The following is a 16,953-nucleotide window of genomic DNA, read 5'->3' on the forward strand; positions in this document are numbered from 1 at the left end:
CTCGGGCTTTCCTCCGGGCTTTCGTTCTTCGTTCTTGCGTTTCCGACTCTATCAGATCCTTTCGGGCCTGACCCCCGGTCAGCGGGGTTTGTCTTCCGGGCTGTTGGGCCCTTCCGACTCCCAGAACTCTAGTGGATTTCCCGGTCGATTCATAATCGGCCTTCGGAAATCAATTCGGGCATGCCGAATTCGTTCCCGGTGGGAGATCGTGCTGAGTTGGGTGCCGCAACGAGGCGGCGGATTTTGTTGTCGCCAAAACCAGGTGGCTCAGGGACAACTCGAAGAACCTTACGGACTCGGCGGGGCGGTGTCAACCCCGCCGCTGGGGCCGGCTCAGCTGGGCGACTGGAGGTCTTCCACACGGTCCAGCAGGCGGGTCAGCATGTCGCCGAGCACCCCGCGCTCCGCCGTGGAGAGGTCCTGGAGGAGGTCCTCCTCGAAGACCGTCGCCGCGCGCATCGCGTCGAGCCACTTGCTGCGGCCCTCGTCCGTGAGCTCCACGATCACGCGGACCCGGTTCGACTCGTCCCGCTCGCGGGTGACCAGGCCCTCCGCCGTCATGCGGTCGATCCGGTGGGTCATCGCCGCCGGCGTGAGGCCGAGCTGCTTCGCGAGCTCGCTCGGGCCCATCCGGTACGGGGCTCCGGAGATGACGAGGGCCTTGAGGACCTCCCACTCCGCGTTGCTGATACCCAGGGCCGCGGTCTGGCGTCCGTACGCGACGTTCATACGGCGGTTCAGGCGGCTCAGCGCCGAGACCACCTTCTCGACCTGGGGGTCGAGGTCCTGGAATTCGCGCTGGTAGACGGCGATCTGCTCGTCGAGGGTCGGCTCGTGGACGGGCGTAGTGCCGTCGGGGGTGTCACCCATGGGTCGAAGTATCGCATGAAGCCGTTGGCGTCTAACTCCTTCGATGTGTAGAGTTAAGCATCGAACTTTAGGTATGAAGTCTTCAGGCTTCAGCTATCAAGGCAGGTGAGAAGTGACCAAGGTGATGGGCGCCGCGATGCGGCGGATCCAGGCCGGCAACGCGCTGACCGCGTTCGGCATCGGCTTCACGGTTCCGTTCCTCTACATCTACGTGGCGCAGGTGCGAGGTCTGGGCTCCATGGCCGCCACGAGCGCGTTCGTGGCCTTCGCCCTCGGCGCTCTCGTCGCGCTGCCCTTCACCGGCCGGGTCATCGACCGGCGCGGTCCCGTCCCCGTGGTGCTGGGTGCGGCGGTCGCCGCCTCGGCTGGGGCGCTCGCCCTCGGTCTCTCCACCGGGATCGCGCCGATCCTGCTGTCCGCCCTGGCGCTCGGCGCCGGGCAGGCCGTGATGCAGCCCGCGCTCGCCACGATGATCGTGTGGTGCTCGACGCCGGCCACCCGGACGCGGTCCTTCGCCATGCAGTTCTTCATGCAGAACCTGGGTCTGGGCATCGGCGGCCTCATCGGCGGCCAGATCGTCGACGAGAACCGGCCCGGCAGCTTCACCCTGCTGTTCGGCATCGAGGCCGTGATGTTCCTGGTGCTGGCCGCCGTGATCCTCACCGTACGGATGCCGCACGCGCCGGTCATCAAGGACGCCGTGCCGCGGGACCCCGCGCAGGCGGGCGGCAGCGGCTGGCAGCGGCTGCTGCGGCACAGGGCCATGGTGAAGCTGCTGGTACTGGGCTTCGTGATCTTCTTCGCCTGCTACGGACAGTTCGAGTCCGGTCTAGCCGCCTTCGGTACCGAGGCCGCCGGTATCTCGCCGTCCACCCTCGGGTTCGCTCTCGCCGCCAACACCGGTGCGATCGTCGTCGCGCAGTTCGCGGTGCTGAAGCTGGTCGAGAAGCGCCGCCGCTCCCGTGTGATCGCGCTGGTCGGTCTGATCTGGACCGTGGCGTGGGTCATCGCCGGGTTCTCGGGGCTGGGGCACGGCAGCGCGATGATGGCCGCCGCCGCGTTCATCTCCACGTACGCGCTCTTCGGCATCGGCGAGGCGATGCTGTCCCCGACGCTGGCCCCGCTGGTGGCCGATCTGGCTCCGGAGGGTTCGGTCGGGCAGTACAACTCGGCTTTCGCCCTGGTCAAGCAGATGGCGCTGGCGCTCGGCCCGCTCGGGGTGCCGCTGGGCGCGGGTGTGCCGATGCTCTACATCGGCACGTTCATCGTCGTTTCGCTGGGCATCGCGGCGCTGGCGCTGCGGCTCGGGAAGCAGCTGAGCCCGGCGCAGGACAACCCGTCGCTGGTGGGCAGCCGGATCGTGGCGCAGGGCCCGGCGGCCGGCTCCAAGGTCGGCGAACCCGTCGCCGCGTAGAACGACGTACTCACGCACGTGCTGAAGGCCCCGGTCCTTGGACCGGGGCCTTCAGCACGTTCGGGCGACGGCTACTTGTCCGGGAGGGCGAACTCGCACCAGACGGCCTTGCCGCCGCCCGGGGTGCGGCGGGAGCCCCAGGAGGAGGCGATGGTCGCGACGATCGAGATGCCGCGGCCGGTCTCGTCGGCCGGTTCGGCGCGGCGGCGGCGCGGGAGGTGGTCGTCCCCGTCGGTGACCTCGATGATCAGGCGGCGGTCGGTGCGGCGCAGCCTCAGCCGCATGGGCGGGGTGCCGTGCTGGAGGGAGTTCGCGACGAGCTCGCTGGCGGCGAGGACGCCGAGGTCGCACAGCTCGACGGGGAACCGCCAGGAGGCGAGGACTCCGGACGCGAAGGCGCGGGCGCGCGGGGCGGCCTCGACCCCGCCGAGGAGTTCCAGGGCGGCGTTGTGGAAGAGCTCGGCATCGGCTCCGGTGCGGGCGGGCTGCTGGAGGACCATGACGGCGACGTCGTCGTCGTGGTCGGCATCGACCCCGAGGGCGCGCATCAGGCGGTCGCAGATGACGGCCGGGGTGCCCTGGGCGCCGGAGAGGGCGCGCTCCAGGGCGGCGACGCCCTCGTCGATGTCCTCGCCCCGGCGCTCGACCAGGCCGTCGGTGTAGAGGACGGCGGTGGAGCCGGGGCCGAGGGCGATGGTGCCTGAGGTGTGGAGCCAGCCGCCGGTGCCGAGCGGCGGGCCGGTGGGGTCGGCGGCGCGGCGGACGGTGCCGTCCTCGTCGCGGACGAGGATCGGGAGGTGGCCGGCGGAGGCGTACGCGAGCAGGCCCTCGTTGGGGTCGTGGACGGCGTAGACGCAGGTGGCGATCTGGCTGGCGTCGATCTCGGCGGCGAGGCCGTCGAGGAGCTGCAGGACCTCGTGGGGCGGGAGGTCGAGGCGGGCGTACGCGCGGACGGCGGTGCGGAGCTGGCCCATGACGGCGGCGGCGCGCACGCCGCGCCCCATGACGTCGCCGATGACGAGGGCGGTGCGGCCGGCGCCGAGGGTGATGACGTCGTACCAGTCGCCGCCGACGGCGGCCTCGGTGCCGCCGGGCTGGTAGGTGGCGGCGATGCGGAGGTCGTCGGGCTGTTCCAGTTCCTGCGGGAGCAGGGAGCGCTGGAGGGTGACGGCGGCCTCGCGCTGGCGCCGCTCGCTGGCGCGCAGGCGCTCGACGGCTTCGGCGTGGTCGGTGACGTCGGCGAGGTGGATCAGGACCCCGGTGTGGTGGGGGTCGGGGTCGGTTCCGGGGGCGGCCTTGGGGAACTCGACGGGGGTGCAGGTGACGGTGTACGAGCTGCCGCCGCCGGGCGCGGCGCGGTTCTTGGCGGTACGGGGCTTGCCGCTGCGCTGGACCTGGTCGAGGAGCGGGAGCAGGCCGAGCTCGCCGAGTTCGGGGAGGGACGCGTGGGCCGGGGCGCCGGTGGTGCGGGGGCCGAATCCGGCGGTGTAGGCCTCGTTGACGTAGGCGACGCGGTGGTCGGGGCCGTGCACGAGGGCGACGAGGGCCGGGAGCAGGCCGAGGACCTCCCCGAGGGAGAGTTCGTCGAGGGAGGGGACGACGGTGGGGACCGGGGCGCTCGCTCCGGCGCCCGCCGCGGTGCCCGAGCCCGTACCGCAGACGGTGGGATCGGCTGGGCGCCCGTCCGGCGTGACGGCGGGCCCGGCGGCGCCGCGGGCGGCCGGGACCGAGCCCTCACCCCGCTTGGCCTGGGCGGCGGCGTGTTCGGACCGGGCGGCGGCGCGACGCTGCGTTCCGGGGAACCGGGCGCTCCAGCGCGTGAAGTTCACTGCGTTCAAGCCTCGTGGTGTCGCTCGTGGTCGCTGTGTCTCCCCCAGCGGCCTCCCCCGGCTGGCGCTGGGGTTTCCCCCGGAAGTGTCCGGGTTCGGCCGCTGGACGGTGTCACTCTGTGCAGGTGTGAGCCCACCTATGGTCACACGTCCAGTGTGGTCGACGGCACTGACAACGTCAGCCTCCGTTCTTCTTCGGGGGGTCCTTCGGCCCCCCGCCTGCGGCGAGTTCGAATTCTGCCCTGGGGTGTTCGAGGGACCCGAGGGACACGATCTCGCGTTTGAAGAGACCTGAGAGGGTCCATTCGGCGAGGACGCGCATCTTGCGGTTGAAGGTGGGGATCCGGCTGAGGTGGTAGGTGCGGTGCATCAGCCAGGCAGGGTAGCCCTTGAGCTTGTGACCGTAGACGTGCGCGACGCCCTTGTGGAAGCCGAGGGAGGCGACGGATCCGGAGTACTTGTGCGCGTACTCGGTGAGGACTTCGCCGCGCAGGGCGGCGAGGAGGTTGTCGGCGAGCACCTTGGCCTGGCGGACGGCGTGCTGCGCGTTGGGGGCGCATTCGCGGCCCTTCTCCTGCGCCGTGATGTCGGGGACGGCGGCGGCGTCGCCGGCGGACCAGGCGTGTTCGACGCCTTCGACGGTGAGGAAGGCGGTGCAGGCGAGCCGGCCGCGCTCGTTCTTGGGGAGGTCGCAGGCGGCGATGACGGGGTTGGGTTTGACGCCGGCGGTCCATACGACGGTGCGGGTGGGGAAGCGGGCCCCGTCGCTGAGGACGGCGACGCGGTTCTCGCAGGATTCGAGCCGGGTCTCCAGGCGCAGGTCGATGTTGCGGCGGCGCAGTTCGCGGATCGTGTAGACGCCCAGCTCGGGGCCGACCTCGGGGAGGATGTGGTCGCTGGCCTCGACCAGCACCCACTTCATGTCCTCCGGTTTGACGTTGTGGTAGTACCGGGCCGCGTAGCGGGCCATGTCCTCCAGTTCGCCGAGTGCTTCGACGCCCGCGTACCCGCCGCCGACGAAGACGAAGGTGAGGGCGGCGTCGCGGATGGCGGGGTCGCGGGTGGAGGAGGCGATGTCCATCTGCTCGATGACGTGGTTGCGCAGGCCGATGGCCTCTTCCACGGTCTTGAAGCCGATGGCGTAGTCGGCGAGTCCCGGGATGGGGAGGGTGCGGGAGACCGAGCCGGGGGCGAGGACGAGTTCGTCGTACTCGATCTCGGTGGGGCCGGTGCCCTCCTCGTCGGTGGCGAGGGTGGTGATGGTGGCGGTCCGTTTGGCGTGGTCGATGCTGCGGGCCTCGCCGATGACGATGCGGCACTTGTGGAGGAGCCGGCGCAGCGGGACCACCACGTGGCGGGGGGAGATCGAGCCGGCGGCGGCTTCCGGGAGGAAGGGCTGGTACGTCATGTAGGGCTCGGGGGTGACCACCGTGACCTCGGCTTCTCCGTCTCTCAGCTTCTTCTGGAGGCGGAGCGCCGTGTACATGCCGACGTAACCGCCGCCGACGACGAGGATGCGCGTGCGGGGCGGGGTACCGGGGTCTGTGCCCCGGGAGTTAGCAGCCTTCACCATCCCATGACGCAACGTGGCCGGGAGTTTGTCCACAGGCCCGGCAAATCGTGTGACCGGTGGGGGCGCCGGGACGGGGTTGCCTGTTGGCTTGGATGGGGCTTGAAGTTCGCAGGTCAGGAGCTGCGGAGCGGGTGATTCCGGGGGCTTGCTGCGGAAAAGTGGGGGTGAATGCTCCGATCGGGCGGTGGTCCGTCCGGGGCTGCCTCTTCTGAATTGACTCTGGCTCAACTATGTTCGTATGCGTCGAGAAGTAGGACCGGGGCCCCATGACCGTGGCCCCCCTCGACGCGAAGGCGGGGAGTGTCTCCGGGGGGAGACAAGTGATTACCGGGGGATACACATGCATATTTCAGATTTCCATGGCTCTGCGACCGCCCTCTCGACCGAGAGCAGCGGCCGCGTGATGACGAGCGCCACGACCCACGCGGTGGGCCGTTCCACGCCGCTGCGCGTGGACGCCCAGCGGAACCTCGAACACGTCCTGCGCGCGGCCCGCGAGGTCTTCGGCGAGCTGGGCTACGGGGCGCCGATGGAGGACGTGGCGCGGCGTGCCCGGGTCGGTGTCGGGACGGTGTACCGGCGCTTCCCGAGCAAGGACGTACTGGTCCGGCGGATAGCCGAGGAAGAGACCGCCCGGCTGACCGAACAGGCCGAGTCCGCCCTGGGCCAGGAGGAGGAGCCGTGGCAGGCGCTGTCGCGCTTCCTGCGCACCTCCGTGGCCTCGGGCGCGGGGCGGCTGCTGCCGCCGCAGGTGCTGCGGGTGGGCTCGTCCAGTGAGGACGGCGTCGAGGAGCCGGAGGCCGTGCGGGTTCCGCACCAGCGGCAGGCCGGCGTGACCGGGGCGCCCGACCTGCGGGTCGTGGGCGCTCGGGTGCCGGCCGAGGACGAGCCCTCGGAGGACGCGGGCGCGGGTGCGCTCCTGGAGGTGGTCGGCCGGCTGGTGGACCGCGCCCGGGAGGCGGGTGAGCTGCGGACCGATGTCACGGTGGCGGATGTGCTGCTGGTGATAGCGACCGCCGCGCCGGCGCTGCCGGATCCGGCGCAGCAGGCCGCGGCCTCGTCCCGGCTGCTCGACATCCTGCTGGAGGGGCTGCGGTCCCGGACGGCGTGAGCCGTGCGGGGGTCGCCCCGCTCTGAGGCGCGGGCGCCGTTGGGCCCGCGTGGGTCGCCTCCGCGTGGGTCGCCTCCGCGTGGTTCGGGTGGTGGCCGTGACCGGATCTGCCTGGTCACGGCCGCGCTCGCACAACACCGCCGCAGCGAACGGCTGCTCGCTCGAACGAGTGAGGATCAGTACGGCGATTCGCCGCATTGTGCCCAGATGAGTGGTTGGTGCGGAGAGGGCTTCGGCGTGTGTCCGCCGTGTGACACGCTGGATTGGTGTACCGGTCTGAGTGTGTCGTGCGGGGGCTCCCTCGATGAGCGTTGACGGGCTGGACGAGTCACTCGGCGGCGCCGCCGGTGAGACCGGGGCGGGGGCCGGGACCGGGAGCGGGGGGCTGTCCGGGCGGCAGGTGCCCGCGCAGCGTGGCCGGGGCGGACCGCGTGCGGCTTCCGGGGCTTCCGGGGGCGAGGTGCCGGGTTCCGATGCCGACTTGGTCGTCCGGACGCGCGGGGGGGACGACGCGGCGTACGAGGAGCTGTTCCGTCGGCACGCCGATGCCGTGCGGCGCTACGCGCGCGGTTGCTGCCGGGACCGGCACACCGCCGACGACCTGACCGCCGAGGTGTTCGCGCGGACGCTCCAGGCGGTACGGGGCGGGGCCGGGCCGGACCAGTCGGTACGGGCCTACCTGCTGACCACCGTGCGCCGGGTCGCGGCCGCCTGGGCGAAGACGGCCAGGCGGGAGCAGCTGGTCGAGGACTTCGCGGTGTTCGCGGAGCAGGCCGCCGCGGGTGCCGACAGCAGGGGCGGGCTCTCCGGGGACGACACCCTGGAACTGGGCGCCGACGTGCGGGCGATGCACGAGGCGGAGCGGTCGCTGGCGATGCAGGCGTTCCGGAGTCTGCCCGAGCGGTGGCAGGCCGTGCTGTGGCACACCACCGTCGAGGAGGCATCGCCGAGTGCGGTCGCCCCGTTGTTCGGGCTGAGCGCCAACGCGACCGCGGTGCTGGCCAGCCGGGCCCGGGAGGGCCTCAAGCAGGCCTACCTCCAGGCGCACGTCAGCTCCGCGCTGAGCCAGGGCGGCGACTGCGCGCGGTACGCGGACCGGTTGGGCGCGTATGCGCGGGGCGGGTTGCGGATGCGGGCGGAGCGGGGGCTACGCGGGCACCTGGAGGAGTGCGTGAAGTGCCGGCTGGCGGCCGGGGAGCTCAAGGACGTCAACGCCGGGATCCCCGCGCTGCTGCCGGTCGCGGTCATCGGGTGGTTCGCCGCCGGGTACACGGCGAAGGCCGCCGGGGTGGTGGCCGGTGGTGCCGTCGCCGCGGGCGGGGCGGGGGCCGCGGCCGCCGCTTCCGGAGGGTCGACGGCCGGTGCCGGGGCCGGGGCGGGTGCGGGCGCCGGTGCGGGGGCTGCCGGGGCCTCGGGCGCCGGTGGGGGCGGGGCCGGGGGAGCGGTGGTCTCCGAGGGGCTGGGGTTGCCGGTCAAGGCCGCGCTGGCCGCCGGGATCGCCATCACCGCGGCGGCCGGGGTGGTGTTCGCGCTGGCCGGGGACGACCCCGACGCGCCGGTGCGGGAGCGGCCCGCGCCGGCTGTGGCCGCGCCCGTCGTGCCGGCTCCGGAGGTTTCCGCCCCGCCCGCGCCGAAGGCGCGGCCGTCCGCCGCGAAGACACCGGCCGCGCGGGAATCCGTACGGCCTTCGCCGAGCACTCCCCCGCCTTCGCCTACGCCGACTCCCTCACCCTCGCGTTCCCGGCCGGCGCCGGCCGCGCCGCTGCCCTCGCCGAGCAAGGCGAAGCCCTCGCCGGCTCCGACTCCGACGCCCACGCCGAGTGCGGAGCGGCCGGCCCCGGCGCGGGGGTTCCCGCTGGCCCGGCTCCGTCAGTCGGCCCTCGGCGACCACAGCGGGCCCGAGGTGCAGACCTGGCAAAGCGGCTGGGTGTGGCAGCGCGGCGGGCTGGAGATCGGCGGCCGGCGGTACGGGCAGGGGATCACGGTGAACTCCCGTTCCTCGGTGGAGATCGCCCTGAACCGGCAGTGCACGGCCTTCTCGGCGCGGGCCGGGGTGGACGGGCTGTCGAGGTTCACCGACGGTTCGGTGCGGTTCTCGGTGTACGCGGACGGACAGCGGCTGTGGCAGTCCGGCGCCCTCGGGTACGAGGATCCGGCGGCGCCGGTGGATGTCCCGCTGACCGGGCGCGGCACGCTGCGGCTGGTGGTGGAGCGCGCCGGGGGCGGTGCCCTGCCGGCGCTGGCGAGCTGGGCCGACGCCGTGATCAGCTGCCGTTGACCAGGCGGACGACATCGGCGGGGGTGAGCTCCGCGCCCGCCGCCTCCGCCTCGGTGTAGCGGTCCGGTCCGAGGGCGGCGCGGTTGCGGTCCGGGAGGTCGCGCAGGACGGTCCGTTCCGGGACGGAGCGGGGGTGTCCGGCGCGCCAGACGGTGGCCGCGGTGAAGGCCCGTACGGAGTCGGCGGGGCGGCCGGCGGCGGCGAGCAGGGCGGCGGCGGTCTCGGCGAGGCTGGCCACGATGCGCTCGGCGCAGCGGGCGGTGACGGCGACGTCCAGTGCCGGTCCGACCAGGGCCAGGCCGGCCGCCGGGCCCTGCTCGCGGGCGGTGAGGACGGCGTCCACGTTGGCGATCCCGGCGGTGAGCTGCGGGGGCACGGTGACCAGGGCGGCCTCGGCCCGGGCCAGGTCGCACGCGGTGCGGGAGCGGTCGAGGTCGCCGCGGAAGAGGGCGATCAGCGCCTCGACGAGCCGGCCGTAGGCGCGGACGTCGAACACCCCGCCGAACCGGTCGGCTTCGCGTTCCGCCTCGGCGAGGAAGCGGTCGGCGGTGTCGAAGTCCCCGGCGCACAGGGCGGCCTCCGCGATGCGGACGAGGGCGAAGGGCGCCTCGATGTGGGCGCCGATCTCGTGCGCGAGGCGCAGGCACTCCTCGTACTCGGCGCGGGCGGCGTCGTACTGGCCCCGGGAGAGGGCGAACTCGCCGCTGGCGCTGGCGACCTGGGCGCGGGTCCAGCGGTCGCCGACGCGGTGGGCGATCTCGTGGAGCTCGGCGAGGTCGGCCTCGACCGCGGGGAGGCCGCCGGTGAGGTCGATGGCGACGTGGGTGCGGAGCATGAGGGCGACGCCGAGTTCCCAGTCCCCGGCGTGGCGGCGGCAGTTCTCGACGGCTTCGTCGAGGTGGAGGTGGAGGTCGACGGGATCGCCGGTGAGGAACCCGGTCATGGGCCAGAGCATGCCGGGGAAGCGGGCGGACTCGGGACCGCTGTGGCGGAAGGCCTGCCGGATCCGGGCGGCGAGTTCGACGTATTCGGGGGTGCGGAACTCCTCCATCGAGCGGCCTTCGGCGAGGAGGAAGACGTGGAGGACCTGGAGGCGCATGAAGCGCCAGTACGCGAGCGAGTCCTCGGGCGGGTCCTCGGGGGTGACGGCGAGGACCCTGGCGGTCCATTCGGCGCCCTGGAGGCGGTAGTTGCGCAGCCACCAGAACCAGCCGAGGGCGAAGGCGAGGCGCTGGGCGGTCTCGGGGTCGGGGGTGGGGTCGGGGGCGTCGCCGGGTCCCGCCGGGGCGGTGCCGGTGGCGGTTTCCAGGGCGGCGCGGAGGTTGTCGTACTCGGTCTCGACGCGGCTGATCCAGGGGAGCTGCGCGGCGGACCGGATGAGGGGTTCCGCCTCCTCGGCGAAGGCCAGGTAGTGGGCGGTGTGGCGGCGGACGGTCCCGGCGCGGTCGCGCGGGTCGGCGGCGGCGCGGTCCGCGGCGTACTCGTGGATGGTTTCGAGCATGCGGTAGCGCATGCCGGCGGGGGTCGGGTCGGCGAGCACGAGGGATTTGTCGACGAGGGAGCCGAGGGTGTCGGCGACGTCCAGGGCGTCGGTGGCGTGCCGGTCGCCGGGGTCATCGGCACAGACGGCCTCGGCCGCGGCGAGGTCGCAGCCGCCGGCGAAGACGGAGAGGCGGCGCAGGACGGTGCGTTCGGGCGCGTCCAGGAGGTCCCAGGACCAGTCGACGACGGCGCGCAGGGTCTGCTGGCGGGGCAGGACGGTCCGGGAGCCGCTGGTCAGGAGCCGGAATCGGTCGTCGAGGCGGTCGGCGATCTGGCGCGGGGTCAGCAGCCGCAGCCGGGCCGCGGCCAGCTCGATGGCGAGCGGGAGGCCGTCCAGGCGGGCGCAGATCTCGGCGACGGCGTCCGGGTCGTCGGCGGGGGCGAAGCCGGGGCGGGCGGCGGCGCCGCGGTCGGCGAAGAGGCGGTGCGCGGGGGCGGGCGGCAGCGGCTCGACGGGGCGGACGCTTTCGCCGGGGACGCCGAGGGGTTCGCGGCTGGTGGCGAGGATCCGGATGCCGGGGCAGTCGGTGAGGAGGCGCTCGGCGAGTTCGGCGGCGGCGCCGATGACGTGCTCGCAGTTGTCCAGGACGAGGAGCGTGGGGGCGCGGTGCGCGCAGTGCTCCAGGAGCAGGGCGGTGGGGTCCTCGGGGACGGTCTTCTCACGGGCGACGAGGACGGTCTCGCGCAGGCCGAGGGCGCTCAGGACGGCGTCGGGGACGGCGTCGGGGTGGTCGAGGCGGGCGAGTTCGACGAGCCAGGCGGGCTCGGGGTGGGCGGCCGCGGCGTGCTCGGCGAGGCGGGTCTTTCCGGAACCGCCGGGGCCGGTGAGGGTGATGAGGCGGTGGCGGGGCAGGTCGGCGCGGAGGGAGCCCAGTTCGGGCTCGCGGCCGACGAAGGAGGTGAGGCGGGGGCGGAGGTTGCCCTCCGGTGCGCGGGGCGGCGGCGGCCGCAGGAGCTCCGCGTGCAGGGCGGCGAGTTCGGGCCCGGGGTCGGTGCCGAGGCCTTCGGCGAGGGCGCGGCGGGTGCGTTCGTACGCGTCGAGGGCGTCGGCGGGGCGGCCGGCGGCGCGCAGGACGCGGAGCTGCTGGGCGCGCAGGCGTTCGTCGTACGGGTGCTGCCGGATCAGGGTCTCGATCTCGTGGAGCAGCGCCGCCGGGTCGGCTCCGCCGCCGCGCAGCTCGGCCTCGATGCGGTCGCGGAGGGCGGTGGCGCGGTGTGCCTCGGCGGCGGCGGCGTGGGCGGTGCGGGCGGGCTCGGGGAGGTCGGCGAGGGCGGGGCCGCGCCAGAGGCCGAGGGCGGTACGGAGGGTGGTGGCGGCGGCGGGGTCGCCGGCGGCCAGCTCCCGGGCGCCGGTGCGGGCGAGCCGGGTGAAGCGGTGGAGGTCGATGTCGTCGCGGTCGGCGACGGCGAGGCGGTAGCCGCCGGCGGGGTCGGCCCGGATGCTGTCGCGGGCGCCGAGGGCGCGGCGGAGCCGGGCCACGAGGGCCTGGAGGGCGGCGGGGGCGTCCCGGGGCGGGTCGTCGCCCCAGACCTCGTCGACCAGGTCGGGCACGGCCGCCGCCGCCGGACCGCCGGCGCGCAGCGCGAGCGCGACGAGGAGCGCGCGCAGGCGGGCGCCGCCGATGGAAAGGGGGGCGCCGGTCTCGTCGCGCGCCTGGGTGACGCCAAGGATGAGATACCGCACCGGGCAATTCTGCCTTGCCTTCGCCGGGGGCGTAGGGGAGTTAATCCGCGGCCGCGCTGCGCGGCGGCGTCGCGGTGCGCGGCGACATCCCGCGGGGGGTCAGGAGAGGGCCGGGCGGCGGTGGGGGATGCCGGTGGGGACGGCGCGGCGGCGCGGCGCGGAGGTGCCCGTCCAGCAGGTGCCGCGCCGGGCGAGCAGGCGTTGCAGCCACAGCTCCATCGACACCAGCTCCGCGAGCCCGTCCAGCGGCACCGGCCGGCCGTCCGCCGCGTCGAGCAGCGCCTGCCGGACGACGCGGGCCTCGATCAGTCCGGCGTCGGCCAGCAGCGGGGCGGCGAACAGCGCCAGCAGCCCCTCCAGGGCCGTCCGCAGGCCCAGCCGGGTCGCCGTCTCGTTCGGGGCGTGCGCGCTCGCGCCCCAGCCGGGCGGGAGGTCGCGGACGCCGGCCGAGGACAGGACTCCGCGCAGGATCGCGGCCCGCGCCCCGGGCTGGACCCGCAGGGATTCGGGGAGCGCACGGGCCGCCCGTAGGACCTGGTTGTCGAGGAACGGGGCGTGCAGCCGCTGGCTGCGGACCTCGACGGCCTGTTCGAAGACGCGGTGGTCGGCGGCGTGCCGGGTCAGGACGGCTCGGGCGCGCGCCTCGCCCGGCCGCAGCGACAGCGGGGGCCGGCCGGCGGCGGCCGACAGCCGGATCGAGACTTCCGCCAGGGCCTCTCCGGTCAGCCAGCCGGCCGCCGGTCCGGGCCGGGACCAGGTCAGCGCCGCGAGGGAGGCGTCGACCGGGGTGCAGACGTCGCCCGCGACGGCGCCTTCGCGCAGCCGGGCCGCAGCGGCCTCCATGCCCGCGCGGTACGGCGTACGGGCGAGCCGGCGGGCGGCGGAGTAGACGGAGAACGGGACCAGCAGGGAGTCCCCGGGCGTCGCGCGGGCGAGGGCGGCGACCGGGCGCAGCAGGTGGCGTCTGCGGCGGTCCATCAGGAGGTCGGCCATCCGGGCGGGGTGGGCGTCCAGGACCTGGCGGGCGCCGTGGCCGACGAAGTGGTCGGCCGAGCCGGCGGCGAGCCGGCGCCGCTCGCGGGCGGCGAAGACGAGCGAGGGGCCGGGTTCGTCGGTCAGCGGGCCGTCGAGTTCGGCGTACGGGAGGGCTTCCTCGGCGGCGGCCACGACGACGTGGTGCAGGCGCGGGTTGGAGGCGATGGCGTGGGCGCGTTCCAGTTCGCCCTCGCGGCCCTGCGGGGTGGCGAGGTCGTTGAAGGTGACGGCCAGCAGCCGTTCGCCGGACTGCTTCAGGACGGTGCCGGGCGCTCCCGGCAGTCCGGCGGCGAGCAGCGCGAGGGTCGCGGAGGCGCTGCCGCCGGAGAGGTCGGCGCCCACTCCGGGGGCGGGGGCCGGGGCGCCGCGGGCCGCGCGCCGGTCGGCGGGTCCCATTCCGGGCACGGGACCGGGATCGGGTACCAGCATGTCGGGGGCATGCCGGGGTGCCGTGAGCCGGGCGCGCACCGCGTCCACCAATGCTTCCCGTACGCCCTCCACCGCGCGCTCGGCGTCGGCCTCGGGCGCGGCCACGGCGAGCGAGGCCACCGGCTCGTACCCGGTGATCTCCCGGGAGCCCTCGCGCAGGATCAGGGTGTGCCCGGGCGGGATGCGGCGGACGCCGACGTACGGTGTGCCGTCGCCCAGTGCCTCGGGGCTGTCGGGGCAGGCCAGCAGGGCGGCGAGGTGGCCGATGTCGAGCTGTGCCTCGATGAGGTCGGCGAGGGGCAGCGCGGCGGTGGCGTAGGCGGTGCCGCCGGCCCAGGGGGTGTAGAACACGGGCCGGGCGCCGGCGAGGTCGCCGAGGACGGTGATGCGGCGGCCCGCCTGGACGACGGCGGTGTAGCTGCCGGACCACTCGGTGAGGTGGCGCAGGGCCCCGCCGCGGGCGGCGTAGAGGGCGCGGCGCAGCTGGGCGTCGGTGGCGCCGCAGCAGCCGAGGACGGCGAGGCGGGTGAAGGGGTCGGCGGGGTCGGCGGTGACGGTGCGGATCTCGTCGGGGCGCCAGTCGCCGACGGCCCACAGGGGGTCGGGGTCGCCCCAGAGGAGCTGGGCGCCGACGGGGTGGACGGTGCGTTCGGCGTCGGGGGAGAGGTCGTCGGGGTGGTCGGCGTCGGCGATGCCGCCGTGGGGGGAGTCGCCGTAGGGAGGGACGTCGTACGGGTGCCCGTATCCGCCCTGTCCGCCGTATCCGCCGTATCCGCCGTATCCGCCGTGTCCGCCCTGTCCGGGGCCTCGTCCCGGGCCCTGCCCCGGGCCCTGTCCGGGACCGTGTCCGGGGCCTTGGCCGGAGACCCGTCCCGCCGTGCCGAAGCTCGCGGCGATACTGCTCCAGCCCACCAACCAGCGCACCGCCGCCTCCCCAGCCCGTGGGCAAATGACCGGGGCACGAACGGCATGGTCAGCGCTGAGGGCGCGGCCGGCCGGACCCCGGGTGGCTCCGGGACCATGCTGCCACGAGACAGGCGTACGAGAGGGGGTATGGGGGGCGCACATGCAAACGAACACGCCCCCGTCACGCGGTATTTGGCGTTCCGTTCCCACCGCCCGATAGGTCGGTTTCAGCCATTCTTCGCCCTCGCCACAGCCGCACCCGGGCCGCACCGGAGCCACACCCGGCCGCACCCGGGACGTACCCGGCCTGCGCCGCACCCGCGGCGCGCGGGCCGCGCGGCTGCGGTCCGGGAGACGGGATCCGCCCCCCGGACCGTTCCGCCACCCGCGGGGATTGAGGCGGCGGCATCCCCCGACCCGCCGATCAACGCGAACGGGCCGACCCACGCACCGCACATCGAATCGCCGGGCCTGCGGAGCGGCCAGAGCGCACGGCCGGGCGCACGGCCACACGGGCGGAGCACGCCCGAAGGAGTGCGCCCCGGGCGCGGGCCCGGCCCCGACTGTGCATACGGACAACAATCCCGCCATACGGAACAGGAGGCCTTAACGCTTGGGAGGCGGGGAACTACGCTGGGTTTACGAAATGCCGGGCGCCTATGCCCCGGCGGCGTCTGCGTTCCGCGTGTGACGAGGGGTGGCGCATGTCCAGGGAGCTCCGCGAGCCCAACGAGAAGCTCGGCGCCGTCCTCGCCCTGGCGGGCATCAGCAACGCCGGGCTGGCCCGGCGCGTCAACGATCTCGGCGCACAGCGCGGCCTGACGCTTCGGTACGACAAGACGTCGGTGGCGCGGTGGGTGTCGAAGGGGATGGTTCCGCAGGGCGCCGCCCCGCATCTGATCGCCGCCGCCATCGGGGCGAAGCTGGGCCGGCCGGTACCGCTGCACGAGATCGGACTGGCGGACGCGGATCCGGCGCCCGAGGTGGGTCTGGCCTTCCCGCGCGACGTGGGCGCGGCCGTGCGCTCGGCCACCGATCTGTACCGCCTCGACCTCGCGGGCCGGCGCGGCGGTGGCGGTATCTGGCAGTCGCTGGCGGGCTCCTTCGCCGTCTCGGCGTACGCCACTCCGGCCTCGCGCTGGCTGATATCGCCCGCCGACAGCTCGGTGGCGCGCGAACCCGCTCCCGCACGGGCGGCCTCGGCTCCCGGAACCCCGCCGGAAGGCCTGGGGGCGGGACCGCCGTCCTCGGTTGTGCCCGCGCAGCCCGGAGCCGAAACTCCGCAGGCGCCGCGCGAGCAGGGCCTCGTACCGGCGGTGGCGCCGGCGGCCGTCACACCGTCCGACCTGAGCCCGCAGCGGGTGGGGCACAGCGATGTGACGAAGCTGCGCGAGGCCGCCGAGGACGCGCGCCGCTGGGACTCCAAGTACGGCGGCGGGGACTGGCGTTCGTCGATGGTGCCGGAGTGCCTCCGGGTGGACGCGGCGCCGCTGCTGCTGGGTTCGTACTCCGACGAGGTGGGCCGGGCGCTGTTCGGGGCGACCGCCGAACTGACGCGGCTGGCGGGCTGGATGGCCTTCGACACCGGTCAGCAGGAGGCCGCGCAGCGCTACTACATCCAGGCGCTGCGCCTGGCCCGTGCCGCCGCCGACGTCCCGCTCGGCGGGTACGTGCTCGCCTCGATGTCGCTCCAGGCGACGTACCGGGACTTCCCGGACGAGGGCGTGGACCTGGCGCAGGCGGCCGTCGAGCGCAACCGGGGGCTGGCGACGGCGCGCACCATGAGCTTCTTCCGGCTGGTCGAGGCCCGGGCGCACGCGAAGGCGGGCGATTCGGCGGCCGCCGGGGCGGCGCTGCGGGCGGCGGAGGGCTGGCTGGAGCGGGCGCGGGAGGGCGACGCGGATCCGACCTGGCTGGGTTTCTACTCGCACGACCGGTTCGCGGCGGATGCGGCGGAATGCTACCGGGATCTGAAATTGCCCCGTCAGGTACGGCGGTTCACCGAGCAGGCCCTGTCGCGGCCGACGGAGGAGTACGCGCGCTCGCACGGGCTGCGGCTGGTGGTGAGCGCGGTCGCCGAGCTGGAGTCGGGCAATCTCGACGCGGCGTGCGCGGCGGGCACCCGGGCGGTGGAGGTCGCGGGGCGGATCTCCTCCGCGCGGACGAACGAGTACGTACGGGACCTGCTGCACCGGCTGGAACCGTACGGGGACGAGCCGCGCGTCGCGGAGCTGCGCGAGCGGGCGCGCCCGCTGCTCGTGGCGCCCGCGTAGCCCCGCGTC

9 protein-coding genes are annotated in these 16,953 nt (G+C 74.5%); 4 read left to right on the forward strand and 5 right to left on the reverse strand.

The features are described 5' to 3' along the window. Positions 1-333 precede the first annotated feature (333 nt). On the reverse strand, positions 334-870 hold the full coding sequence (locus IE248_RS13300; protein ID WP_008738578.1) for a MarR family winged helix-turn-helix transcriptional regulator: 537 nt from the start codon (positions 868-870) through the stop codon (positions 334-336). Positions 871-994: 124 nt separating this feature from the next. On the opposite strand from IE248_RS13300, the gene IE248_RS13305 reads away from it, so the two are divergent. Beyond that, positions 995-2,284, forward strand: a complete 1,290-nt coding sequence (locus IE248_RS13305) for an MFS transporter (protein WP_073798074.1) — start codon at positions 995-997, stop codon at positions 2,282-2,284. 71 nt (positions 2,285-2,355) lie between these two features. Here the strand turns inward: IE248_RS13305 and IE248_RS13310 are convergent, their stop codons facing one another. Both IE248_RS13310 and IE248_RS13315 read right to left on the reverse strand, forming a co-directional pair. Beyond that, complete coding sequence (locus IE248_RS13310; protein ID WP_190031021.1) at positions 2,356-4,113, reverse strand: ATP-binding SpoIIE family protein phosphatase; 1,758 nt, start codon at positions 4,111-4,113, stop codon at positions 2,356-2,358. Between the two features lie 178 nt (positions 4,114-4,291). After that, a complete protein-coding gene (locus tag IE248_RS13315) occupies positions 4,292-5,686 on the reverse strand; it encodes an NAD(P)/FAD-dependent oxidoreductase (RefSeq protein ID WP_190030849.1) in 1,395 nt (464 codons plus the stop codon). Between the two features lie 340 nt (positions 5,687-6,026). Between IE248_RS13315 and IE248_RS13320 the strand changes: the two genes are divergently transcribed. Then, positions 6,027-6,797 (forward strand): TetR/AcrR family transcriptional regulator, encoded by a 771-nt coding sequence (locus IE248_RS13320; protein WP_073798072.1) that lies wholly within the window; start codon positions 6,027-6,029, stop codon positions 6,795-6,797. A gap of 304 nt (positions 6,798-7,101) precedes the next feature. Continuing rightward, complete coding sequence (locus IE248_RS13325; protein ID WP_190030850.1) at positions 7,102-9,075, forward strand: sigma-70 family RNA polymerase sigma factor; 1,974 nt, start codon at positions 7,102-7,104, stop codon at positions 9,073-9,075. Here IE248_RS13325 and IE248_RS13330 read toward each other — a convergent pair. Both IE248_RS13330 and IE248_RS13335 read right to left on the reverse strand, forming a co-directional pair. Next, the gene (locus IE248_RS13330; protein WP_190030851.1) at positions 9,062-12,301 is read right to left on the reverse strand and encodes an ATP-binding protein; all 3,240 of its coding nucleotides are present in this window, start codon (positions 12,299-12,301) and stop codon (positions 9,062-9,064) included. The two genes, IE248_RS13325 and IE248_RS13330, sit on opposite strands and share 14 nt — an antisense overlap. Before the next feature lie 99 nt (positions 12,302-12,400). Further along, positions 12,401-14,689, reverse strand: a complete 2,289-nt coding sequence (locus IE248_RS13335) for an asparagine synthase-related protein (protein WP_373301512.1) — start codon at positions 14,687-14,689, stop codon at positions 12,401-12,403. A gap of 686 nt (positions 14,690-15,375) precedes the next feature. Between IE248_RS13335 and IE248_RS13340 the strand changes: the two genes are divergently transcribed. Further along, positions 15,376-16,944: an NsdA family TPR-like regulatory protein gene (locus tag IE248_RS13340; RefSeq protein WP_008738588.1), complete on the forward strand. Its 1,569-nt coding sequence runs from the start codon at positions 15,376-15,378 to the stop codon at positions 16,942-16,944. The last annotated feature ends 9 nt before the right edge of the window (positions 16,945-16,953 follow it).

Origin of the sequence: Streptomyces goshikiensis (assembly GCF_014650555.1) — a bacterium.
GTDB lineage: Bacteria > Actinomycetota > Actinomycetes > Streptomycetales > Streptomycetaceae > Streptomyces > Streptomyces goshikiensis.